A 10903-nucleotide genomic window follows, 5' to 3' on the forward strand; every position below is an offset into this window, starting at 1 on the left:
AGAGAAAGTACGGTGGCAAAAGCAAGAAGGAAACACCTGTAACCATGCCGAACACAGCAGTTAAGCTTCTTAACGCCGAGAGTAGTTGGTGGGAGACTGCCTGCGAGGGTAGGAAGCTGCCGTGCTTTTTTAATATTCCGGCTTAGCTCAGTTGGTAGAGCGCTTGACTGTTAATCAAGATGTCGTCAGTTCGAGTCTGACAGCCGGAGCAAGAAGTAAGAGGAAGGTTTAGGCTTTCCTTTTTTTGTTTTGTTGTATTATGTAACATTAAATAGCTTGATCTGACGTGACTTAATTACTTCTTAAAGGTACAATATCTTATGGATACATTTATTTGAAGGAGGAAATCTAATGGTAGGAATTGTATTGGCAAGTCATGGTGGATTTGCTGATGGAATTGCTCAATCAGCGCAAATGCTGTTTGGTGAACAAGATAATTTTGCTCATGTTATTTTGACACCTGATGAGGGGCCAGATGATATTAGAGAAAAAATGAATAGTGCAATATCTTCATTTACAAGTCAAGATGAAATATTGTTATTAGTTGATTTATGGGGTGGAACACCTTTTAATCAAGCTAATAGTTTACTTAAAGAGCATCCATCGTGGGCAATTGTTTCTGGTATGAATTTACCAATGGTTGTCGAAGCATTAACCCAGCGATTAACTAATCCTGATTTCAGTGCTCACGAAATTGCAAGTGCAGTTATTAAGCCTGCAAAAGAAGGGATTAAGACACAACCCACGACTTTAATGCCTCAAAATGAACCAGTTACTACTTCTGTAAAAGAAAATAAGAAGAAAAGTAGGGAGTCAATTCCTGAAGGAACGGTGGTTGGTGATGGTCATATTAAATTTGTTTTGGCAAGAATCGATTCACGCTTACTACATGGACAAGTTGCAACGGGTTGGATTCCAACGATGCACCCTGATAGAGTAATCGTTGTTTCAGACAGTGTGGCCAAAGATGATATGCGTAAAAGTATGATTCGGGAAGCTGCACCTGCTGGTGTAAAAGCACATACTGTACCATTAAAAAAGATGGTTGAAATTGCTAAAGATCCACGTTTTGGTAATACCCATGCGTTATTACTTTTTGAAAACCCAGAAGATGTGCTAAAGGCTATTAAGGCAGGTGTTGATATCAAAACTGTCAATGTAGGATCAATGTCCTACAGTGTAGGTGATGTTAATGCCAATAATGTTTTATCAATGAATCAAGAAGATGTTGATACCTTCCATGAACTTGAAAAATTAGGCGTCAAATTTGATGTTCGAAAAGTACCAACCGATAAATCAGGCAATATGGATGCAATTCTGAGCAAAGCTCAAAGTTTGCTTGATGAACAAAATAAATAGGAGCAAAAAAATGAACGCTATACAAATGATTTTAGTGGTTCTTGTTGCCTTTCTAGCAGGTATGGAAGGTATCTTGGATCAATGGGAATTTCATCAACCATTAGTTGCTTGTACACTAATTGGTTTAGTTACTGGGCATTTAGATTTAGGTATTATTTTAGGTGGTCAGTTGCAAATGATCGCTCTTGGTTGGGCCAATATTGGTGCTGCAGTGGCTCCTGATGCTGCTTTAGCTTCGGTTGCTTCGGCAATTATCTTGGTACAAAGTGGTCAGGGCACTAAGGGGATTGGCATGGCGACTGGTATTGCGATGCCTTTGGCCGTTGCTGGATTATTTTTAACAATGATTGTGCGGACTATCTCAACTGCTGTTGTTCACATTATGGATGTTGATGCTAAAAATGCTAATTGGCGCAAAATTAATATGTGGCAATGGATTGATGTTTGTTTGCAGGGATTGAGAATTGCCATTCCTGCAGCATTGTTATTAGCAATTCCTGCTTCAACGGTTAAATATTGGTTAGGTTTAATGCCAACTTGGCTCAGTGATGGTATGTCAATTGGTGGTGCCATGGTTGTAGCTGTTGGTTATGCAATGGTAATCAATATGATGGCAAGTCGTGAAGTTTGGCCATTCTTTGCCATTGGTTTTGCTTTAGCCGCAATTAAAGATTTAACTTTAATCGCTTTGGGTGCAATTGGCTTAGCAATGGCTTTAATGTACTTGGCACTTGAATCCAAGGGCGGTAGCAGCAATTCTAATTCTGATAGTGAAGGTACCGGCGATCCACTCGGCGATATCATTGATGACTATTAAAGTGATATGTTAAGAGGAGGATTTTATTATGGCTGATCAAAAAATCAAATTAACTAAAGCCGACCGCTTCAAAGTTATGTGGCACTCACAATTTTTGCAGGCTTCATGGAATTATGAAAGAATGCAAAATGGTGGTTTTGCTTATTCATTAATTCCAGCATTACGAAAATTATACCCAAATAAAGATGACATGGCTGCTGCTTTGGAACGTCATTTGGTATTCTTCAATGTTCACCCATACTTAGTTTCACCAATTTTAGGGGTTACCTTAGCTTTAGAAGAAGATAAAGCTAATGGTGCAGAAGTTGGTGACGAAGCAATTCAAGGTGTTAAGGTTGGAATGATGGGACCTTTAGCAGGTGTTGGTGATCCTGTCTTTTGGTATACTGTGCGTCCAATTGTTGGGGCACTAGGAGCCTCAATGGCGATTCAAGGTAATATCTTGGGACCAATTCTATTCTTTGTTATTTGGAATGTGATTAGAATTGCCTTTATGTGGTACACACAAGAATTTGGTTATCGTGCGGGTTCTGCAATTACTAATGATATGTCTGGTGGACTATTACAAAAGGTAACGCGTGGAGCTTCTATGATGGGAATGTTTGTTTTGGGTTCCTTAATTGAGCGTTGGGTTAATATTAAATTTACGCCGATCGTTTCCCGTACTCCTGTGCAAAAGGGTGGCTATATTGATTGGAATTCACTTCCAGCTGGTGCCAAGGGTATTCAACAAGCATTGATTGCTCAGAGTAATGGCTTGTCACTAACCAAATTTAAGGTAACAACTTTACAAAACAACTTGGATACATTAATTCCAGGCTTAGCAGGGTTGTTATTGACCTTCCTATGTATGTGGCTGTTAAAGAAGAAAGTTTCACCAATTGTTATTATCATTGCGATTTTCGTTGTTGGGGTAGTTTTACATGTTTTGCATGTACTTTAATCGATAATGGTTGAATCAAGTAATTCTAAGGTTGACTTAACTGCAAGCGCAACGTGGTTTCGTGGAATTGCAACCTATGGCAAGCTCATGGTTGGCAATCACGCATTTGAATTTTATAATGAACGCAATGTCGATGATTATGTGCAAATACCGTGGGCGGAAGTGACGTATGTGGTTGCGGATGTTCATTTTGGCGGTAGCTACATCCCACGTTTTGAGATTCGAACACGAAAAAATGGCAAATTCATCTTCTCTAGTCGTAACAATAAGCATACATTGCATGCAATTAGACAATATGTACCAGCGAATAATATGCGTCAGGCGTTAGGATTGTGGCAAAAAATCAAGAGAAAAGTTAAAAACAAGTAAACAAAAATACTTAGGTTATATGACCTAAGTATTTTTTCGTTATTTAACTTTTTCTTGGCGATGAATTTTTACTAGAGTTGAGAGAATAATGAAGATTAATAAAGCGGTAATCATTGCAGTTCGATTAGCTGGTAAAATTAGTAGTAAGATGATCATCAGGATGAAAAATAGCAATGTTACATAATCTGAATATGGAAAGGCAGGCATTTGGAAATCAGTTAAGTCTTGTTCTCTCGTCTTTTTTCGATAAGAAATATGGGTTAAGAGCATTAAGCACCAAATAATTAAAAACATACTTGTAGCTGTCGAAGAAATAAAATTAAATGCATCGTTTCCGATAATTATAATGAGAAATGGTGCTAATTCCATTAAAATAGCCGATAAAATCAGAGCATTTTGTGGAAGTTGACGGTGCAATTGACCAAACGTTTTATTCCATTTACCCTTACCATTAAAAGTTATGGAAAAAAGTAATCTGCCAGCACTGTAGATAAAACTATTGGTAGCTGAAACTGCGGCAGAGATAACTACAAAATTAATAATTGAACCGGCATTACGTATACCTGTTGCAGCAAGAGTTTGGACGAATGGACTAGAATTGGTAGCAACTTTATTCCAAGGAATGACGAGTAGGATTGCGACAATGGCCAATACATAAAATAAAATAATTCTTAATGGAACCTCATTAATTGCTTTTCTAATTGTTTTGGCTGGATTTTGTGCCTCTGCAGCAGTAAGTCCAACCAATTCAACCCCGACAAAACTAAAAATTACCATTTGAAAGCCGGAAAGAAAACCTGTGCCGCCTTTAGCAAAGAAGCCGCCATCGGTAGTCAAATTAGAAAAATTAACGGGACCAAAACTAGTTTTACCACCTGTTATCAGTAGATAGGCTACTAAAATAATAAAGGCGATGACCGTCACAATTTTAATAATGGCAAAACTAAATTCAAGATTGCCGAAAAGACGTGCTGATAAAAGATTGATAAAGAGCAATACAGCGACCGTAATAAGTCCCGGAATCCAAGTCGGTAGATAGGGAAACCAATATTGAAAGTAAATACCAAGTGCGGTCATTTCAGCCATTCCTAGAGAAACCCAACTAATCCAGTAGAGGTAACCAGAAATAAGACCAACGTCTTTTCCCAAATACTTTTTAATAAAATCAATATAGGTATGCTTAGATAAATCTGAAACAATTAGTTCTCCAAGCGCGCGCATTAATAAGAATAAAAAAATGCCAACAATTATATAAATTAAAATAACGCTTGGTCCAGCTAATCGAATACTGTTACCGACACCTAAGAAAAGTCCCGTTCCAATGGTTCCACCTAGTGCAATTAGTTGGATATGTGCGTTGGTTAAAGTTCGTTCATAGCCAGCATCATGTTTTGATTCATCTTTTTTACTCATTAAATCACTCCAAGTTTCCAAAATATTACATTGATATTACAACATTTGATTATAGCATTTATCAAAAGGACATGCTTATATAAAGATGAAAAATTTTTGAGTTAGTGTTTGCATATAGTATATAATTTGATGAATAAATTGAACAATTCGATTGATAATAGTATGATGAATAATATTAATAAATAATTAGAGGGGGTAATGATATGTTTACTTTAGACGCTTTTTCACTTAATAATTTATCCATTAAATTAGTTTTTCCGGAAACAAGTCATGCGCAAAGTTTATATAATCTTATTCAACAGGATCGATCAGAATTATCACGTTTCTTGCCTTGGGCGAATGAAATAAATGCGCTTAAGGATGAACTTGCTTTTATTAAGCTTATGCGAAGTGAGACCGCGGAATATAAAAAATTGGCATTAGTGATTCTTGTGAATAACCAACCAGCGGGTATGGTTGATCTGCATGATATAAAGCTAAATCATCAAAGTGCGGAAATTGGTTATTGGCTTGGACAAAAATATCAGGGTAAAGGAATTATGACTGAATCGGTAAAACGTTTGGTACAAATTTCATTTAGTAATTTAAGTTTGCATCGTTTAAACCTCTTGGCCGATCATCGAAATAAAGCTAGTAGAGCAATAGCACAAAGATTAAAATTTGATCATGTTGCATTATTGAAAGATGAAGTAAAATATCACGGACAGTTTTGTGATATGGATTTGTATACAGTTATTAATTCTACAAACTAAAAAATGTACTGGTATTTATCACCAGTACATTTTTTAGTTTAATCTTCATAACCATTAGGATGAGTTTGGTGCCATTTCCATGCACTTGCAATGAGATCTTCAGCACTTTCATGTTTTGGTTGCCAATGTAAGATGGTTCTAGCTTTAGTGGAGTCAGCAACAAGACTATCCGGATCACCGTTACGTCTTGGTCCGATTGTGTAAGGGATCTTAGTTCCGGTAACTTTGCGAGCAGCTTGTAAAATTTCTAAATTGGAGTAGCCGTGTTCAGTACCTAAATTAAAGACATCTGATAGGTTAGTTTTGATTAAATATTGTAGTGCTAAAATATGAGCATCAATTAGATCGGTCACTTGAATGTAGTCACGTACATTAGTACCATCTTGCGTATCGTAGTCATTACCAAAAATAGTGAACTTATTATCACCTTTAACGGCACTATTTAAAATATTGGGGATGAGGTGTGTTTCAGGTGCATGATCTTCACCTGTTTGTCCGTCCTTTGATGCCCCGGCAACGTTGAAATATCTTAGCGCAACTGATTTGATACCGTTAGCTTTGTCGGCCCAGTGCATGATTTTCTCCATCATTAATTTAGTATCACCATATGGATTAATTGGATTTAATGGTGAGTCTTCAGTAATTGGCAACGTTTGAGGAATGCCATAAGTTGCAGCACTAGAAGAAAAGACAAGGTAATTTACCTTTGCATCCCGCATTGCCTCAAGAAGTGCAATCATTCCCCAAACATTATTATCATAATATTTAAGTGGATTTTTCATTGATTCTGGGACTAGTGAGTAGGCAGCAAAGTGCATAACAGCATCAATTTTTTCATTACGTAGAATTTGACTCACTAGGAATTTGTTTTCAATACTACCTTGATAAAATTTAGCTCGAGAATCTATAGCCTTGCGGTGTCCAGTATAAAGGGCGTCAAGAACGACAACTTCATAGTCAGCATCAAGTAATTGCCGTACAGCGTTTGAGCCAATGTATCCAGCACCACCAACAACCAATATACGCATAGTTACCTCCATATATTACAACCTTTGCTATAAATTTTAACACAGTTAGTGTGATTAAGATGGTTAAAATAAGGAAGATTGACAGGATAATAATTTTGCAATAGACTTACTTTTAGTAAGACCAATTAGAGAGGATTTGACTAAATGATTCATAATTCAACAATTGATGCACAAGTTAACCACAGGTCAATTAGACAATTTAAAAACAAGAGTTTGAATCAGGAGCAATTAACAACGTTGTACACAGTTTTTCAACATACGGCAACAAGTTTATTTATGCAGAATGCGACTCTTGTGCATATTACTGATGAAGCAAAACGAGCAAAAATTCGACAGCTGTGTAACCAAAAGTATGTAGGGGCTGAAGGCGATTTGTTTATTTTTATAGTTGATTTGTATCGTAATCAGCAGATTCGCCAGCAACTAGGTCAAGATGATGGTCGTGTCCATACAACGGATGTCTTTTTGCAAGGATTGGATGATACGTTACTTGCATGGCAAAATGTGGCTAATGCGGTGGAAAGTATGGGCTTAGGTTATGTGCCGCTAGGAACAATTAATGACCATCCATTAGCGCTACTTGAGGTATTAGATTTACCGAAACTGACTTTTCCTGCACTGGGGATGCAGGTAGGTCTTCCTGATCAAAACCCACAATTAAAGCCACGTTTACCACTAAAATTCACCACGTTTGAAAATAATTATCCACAAGATTTCAATGTCGCTGAGTTAGAAGACTATGATCAGACTGTGGAAAAATATTATGATTTACGAGCAACTAATCATCGCATTGATTCTTTTACCAAACAAATAACTGGTGCCAAGTTGGATAATAAAAAAATTGCGCGCGACCAGTTACCGCAACTACTCCATCAACAGGGTTTATGTCTTGACTGGAAATAATAAATAAAAGTCATTCATTTGATTGCATGACTTTTTTGGTTTTGGTATAATTTTAATGTTACCAAAAGCGCTGATTTAGCTCAGTTGGTAGAGCGTTTCCCTCGTAAAGAAAAGGTCGCCAGTTCGACTCTGGCAATCAGCATAAATTAAGTTTGTAAAAGTTAATTATCCTTTGTGGATCAATATTTTAAGCAGGTACGCGAAGGATATTTTTGTTTGAAAAAGTAACTCAGACATATGCAGTGGCACACAGAAATACAGAAAATTTTATTCGGCGTTGGTTAAAAAATGTTCGCATTGACCAACTAAAAGATGGTGAAATTATTGATTATTCACCGGCTCCTGAAGATTTTTACCAAAGAACGCTTGATTTTAAAGGTACTTTGAGTTCAGCAGGCTGGGGTGATGCAATCATCATGGTACCTTGGACTCTGTATCAAAGATATGGACACAAGGAAGTATTGCTAGAAAACTATGATGCAATGGTAAAGTGGCATAATTATAGTGTAAAAAGTGCTGCTGCAACTAAGTCGGGCAATAATCAATATATTTGGGATACTACTTTCCACTATGGTGACTTAATGTTTCCAAGTATGATGATTGGAAATCCAGATCCGATGAAGTCAGCTAAAGCAACTAAAGATTTAGTTGCAACCGCATTTCTAGCACACTCTTCAGAACTTCTTGCTAAAATAAGCAACCTTTTAGGTAAAGATGGTAATCAGTATATTGAATATGTTAATAAGGTAAAAATAGCCTTTACTAATAAATTTGTAAAAGCTGGCAAGTTAACTAGCGATTATCAGGGATGCTATGTTTTGGCACTGGCGTTTGATATGGTTGAAGAACATAATCTTAAACCGCAATTGTTAGCTAGGCTGGTAGAACTAATACGTGATAAGTGCCCGTCTTGGTTATATGAAGTTGACCATGGAGCCACTACAATTTGGGAATCTTGGGCGGGAATTCAACCTGATGGTAAAGTGGGGACATTTTCCTTTAATCATTACGCTACGGGGTGTGTCATTGATTGGTTTATAAGAAATGTTGTTGGTTTAAATGTAATCAAGCCAGGATATAAAGAACTAACAATTAACCCGAAGTTCAAAGGCATAGTTAATGATTTTCAAATGAAATATTTAAGTGCAAATGGTTTATTTACTATACAACTTAAGGATGGAGTATATAAATTTAGCATTCCTAAAGGATGTAAAGCAACTATCTATCCGCCAGATACTGATAAGTTTTTAAAGAAGTATTTGCATGCAAGTATCAAAAATACAAGAATCACAGTAAATTCAGATACTTATCAATTCCTAATAGCTTAAGTTAGGAGAAAGTATTCTTTTGACAAGCATGGTGGATAACGTTTAATGCTTGATTAAATATTGGATTATTAGATGATTAATTTGTTTTTAAGTTCTACTTGTAACTGCCTTTGGGTGCTTCTGCTAATCAGATGAGATTTAATCATACAAAAAGAACAATTTGTAAAAACAACAAATTGTTCTTTTATTTGTTAAACTTTTTAAGCATAATAATCAATAATATCTTTTAAAGTTTGGGCGGCACCTTCCATACCAGTGCCCTCTTCATAGTATTTCTTAAATCGTTCATCACAAACATACATTGTAGCCAAATTTTTGTGATTCGTAGATGAATATAACTGGGTAGGCCACATCATCAGTAAATATTCTTTATGCAAAGTAAAAAGTTGTTTAGCAGCAGGTTGTTGGAAATCAGTTGTACCAACTAGTGGCTTTAACTGAACCAAAATTTGTTTAGTGATTTGTTCTAAATGATTAAATTCTTTTTTGGACAGAGCACAGACTTTTTGCTTACTCGCATCAATAAGATCATTATCATATTTAGTACGAATTTCTTTACCATACATTTTTTCATTATCATTAATTTTTTGCGTCTTAAAGGCAACAAATTTTTCTTGATCACTCATGTTCATGGTTGTTTTCCCTTTCATCGATGTAAGTGTTTGATCTAGGTTATCAATCAATGTCGTTAATCGGTTTTTCTCAGCTATTATTTTTTGTCGTTGTTGTTTTAAAGCTTGGTATTGGATTTCAGTAGAACTTTACATGATTTTTTTAATTTGCGCTAAAGGTAAATCAAATAATAAAAACATTATTTTTTGTAGTTGATCAACTTCGGCCTTGTCATAATAACGATAATTATTTTTAGGATTACGACGGGCAATTAGTAGTCCCGTCTTATCGTAAAAACGCAAAGTTCTTGTTGAAACTCCTGTTAATTTAGCTAATTCGGTGATTGAATACGACATAATTAAATCTCCTCACTTACATTTTGAAGTATAATTGTTGACGCTACGTCAAGGTCAAGGGAAATATAGCAATAAATTTAAATATTTTTAACTCAAGTCAAATATTCTGTTATCCTATTGACTTCAAGCATACTTGAAAGATTATATTTTATTTGAATTAAAGGGAGGTAAAAATGAATAGAGCAAAAGTAGTTGTTCATATGTATGTCACGATTGACGGTAAAATTGATGGTAAATGTGATAGCCCTGCATCGAGCAAATATTATAACGATGAACTGTTTGTTTTAAGTAATGCTGATGGTAATGGTCGACGGACGATTCAAATGTATGCCGCTCCTGAATTAATCGATTTAACCCAGTATAGTCCTGCTGGAATTAAGTATGAAGATTGGCTACCTGATATCCAAGCAGCGACTTGGATTGTTGCCTTTGATCGCAAAGGAAAATGTGGTTGGAATAAAAATTATTTTTTATATCATAATCATCAAATGCGTGCGATAGAAGTTGTTACGAAAAAGGCACAAAAAGAATATTTGGCCTTTCTGCGTACAATGGAAATTCCCTATATTGTTTCTGGAGATGAGAATTTTAACTTAAAGGAAGTTTTAGTTAAGCTAAGAGCGCATTTTGGCATTGAAAAATTGGCTCTTTGTGGTGGGGCTAGAATTAATGGTGTCTTTTTAGAGCAGCACTTAGTCGATGAAATTTCTTTAGTCGTCTCGCCATACGTCAATGGTGATCGCGAGATTAAGGCTGTTTTTGAAACAACTAGTAGAATTGATGATCAATTTAAAATTGATTTTATCAAAAAATTACCGGATGGTGGCTTACATTTAATATTCAAAAAAACAGAGTAAAAAATGCCCAATTTGATCTGAACCCTAAAATTAGGACAGATTAATTTCGAGGTTTTTATTATGTCTAAATTATCTAAGCAAGACAAAATTGATATCTATAATCTATGGAAAAACTATCAGGTTGGTTCTGGAGAATTAAGTCGCAGATATGATGTAAATATTAGTG

12 protein-coding genes, 2 tRNA genes and 1 rRNA gene are annotated in these 10903 nt (G+C 35.8%); 11 read left to right on the top strand and 4 right to left on the bottom strand.

What is annotated here, in order from left to right; all coding sequences use genetic code 11:
• Nucleotides 1-8: 8 nt before the first annotated feature.
• The 6 genes from rrf (at nt 9) to F5ESL0246_RS01315 (ending at nt 3488) form a co-directional block, all read left to right on the top strand.
• A 5S ribosomal RNA gene (rrf, locus tag F5ESL0246_RS01290) occupies nt 9-125 on the top strand.
• 11 nt (nt 126-136) lie between these two features.
• Nucleotides 137-209 (top strand) — tRNA-Asn (locus F5ESL0246_RS01295).
• Nucleotides 210-351: 142 nt separating this feature from the next.
• A complete protein-coding gene (locus F5ESL0246_RS01300) occupies nt 352-1359 on the top strand; it encodes a mannose/fructose/sorbose PTS transporter subunit IIA (RefSeq protein WP_122017758.1) in 1008 nt (335 codons plus the stop codon).
• Between the two features lie 10 nt (nt 1360-1369).
• Nucleotides 1370-2176, top strand: coding sequence for a PTS mannose/fructose/sorbose transporter subunit IIC (locus F5ESL0246_RS01305; RefSeq protein ID WP_122017759.1), 807 nt, complete (start codon nt 1370-1372; stop codon nt 2174-2176).
• Between the two features lie 28 nt (nt 2177-2204).
• Nucleotides 2205-3119: a PTS system mannose/fructose/sorbose family transporter subunit IID gene (locus tag F5ESL0246_RS01310; RefSeq protein WP_122017760.1), complete on the top strand. Its 915-nt coding sequence runs from the start codon at nt 2205-2207 to the stop codon at nt 3117-3119.
• 6 nt (nt 3120-3125) lie between these two features.
• Nucleotides 3126-3488, top strand: a complete 363-nt coding sequence (locus tag F5ESL0246_RS01315; RefSeq protein ID WP_122017761.1) for a DUF956 family protein — start codon at nt 3126-3128, stop codon at nt 3486-3488.
• Between the two features lie 39 nt (nt 3489-3527).
• Here F5ESL0246_RS01315 and F5ESL0246_RS01320 read toward each other — a convergent pair whose 3' ends face one another.
• A complete protein-coding gene (locus F5ESL0246_RS01320; RefSeq protein ID WP_122017762.1) occupies nt 3528-4901 on the bottom strand; it encodes an amino acid permease in 1374 nt (457 codons plus the stop codon).
• Nucleotides 4902-5104: 203 nt separating this feature from the next.
• Between F5ESL0246_RS01320 and F5ESL0246_RS01325 the strand changes: the two genes are divergently transcribed.
• Entirely contained in the window at nt 5105-5653 is a 549-nt protein-coding gene (locus F5ESL0246_RS01325; RefSeq protein WP_122017763.1) for a GNAT family N-acetyltransferase, read from the top strand.
• Nucleotides 5654-5691: 38 nt separating this feature from the next.
• Here F5ESL0246_RS01325 and galE read toward each other — a convergent pair whose 3' ends face one another.
• On the bottom strand, nt 5692-6681 hold the full coding sequence (gene galE / locus F5ESL0246_RS01330) for a UDP-glucose 4-epimerase GalE (protein WP_122017764.1): 990 nt from the start codon (nt 6679-6681) through the stop codon (nt 5692-5694).
• A gap of 144 nt (nt 6682-6825) precedes the next feature.
• Here galE and F5ESL0246_RS01335 point away from each other — a divergent pair, with 144 nt between their 5' ends.
• The 3 genes from F5ESL0246_RS01335 (at nt 6826) to F5ESL0246_RS01345 (ending at nt 8912) form a co-directional block, all read left to right on the top strand.
• Entirely contained in the window at nt 6826-7584 is a 759-nt protein-coding gene (locus F5ESL0246_RS01335) for an NADPH-dependent oxidoreductase (RefSeq protein ID WP_122017765.1), read from the top strand.
• A 69-nt stretch (nt 7585-7653) separates the two neighbouring features.
• Nucleotides 7654-7726, top strand: a tRNA-Thr gene (locus F5ESL0246_RS01340).
• Between the two features lie 70 nt (nt 7727-7796).
• On the top strand, nt 7797-8912 hold the full coding sequence (locus F5ESL0246_RS01345; protein WP_233551566.1) for an alpha-L-rhamnosidase C-terminal domain-containing protein: 1116 nt from the start codon (nt 7797-7799) through the stop codon (nt 8910-8912).
• A 200-nt stretch (nt 8913-9112) separates the two neighbouring features.
• On the opposite strand, the gene F5ESL0246_RS08330 is transcribed toward F5ESL0246_RS01345, so the two are convergent.
• Nucleotides 9113-9562: a TipAS antibiotic-recognition domain-containing protein gene (locus F5ESL0246_RS08330; RefSeq protein WP_233551567.1), complete on the bottom strand. Its 450-nt coding sequence runs from the start codon at nt 9560-9562 to the stop codon at nt 9113-9115.
• Nucleotides 9563-9673: 111 nt separating this feature from the next.
• Nucleotides 9674-9880, bottom strand: a complete 207-nt coding sequence (locus tag F5ESL0246_RS08335; protein ID WP_233551568.1) for a MerR family transcriptional regulator — start codon at nt 9878-9880, stop codon at nt 9674-9676.
• A gap of 173 nt (nt 9881-10053) precedes the next feature.
• Here F5ESL0246_RS08335 and F5ESL0246_RS01355 point away from each other — a divergent pair, with 173 nt between their 5' ends.
• Nucleotides 10054-10737, top strand: a complete 684-nt coding sequence (locus F5ESL0246_RS01355) for a dihydrofolate reductase family protein (RefSeq protein ID WP_122017767.1) — start codon at nt 10054-10056, stop codon at nt 10735-10737.
• Nucleotides 10738-10903: the final 166 nt, after the last annotated feature.

Source organism: Lactobacillus sp. ESL0246 (assembly GCF_003692965.1).
In the GTDB taxonomy this organism is placed as follows: Bacteria; Bacillota; Bacilli; order Lactobacillales; family Lactobacillaceae; genus Lactobacillus.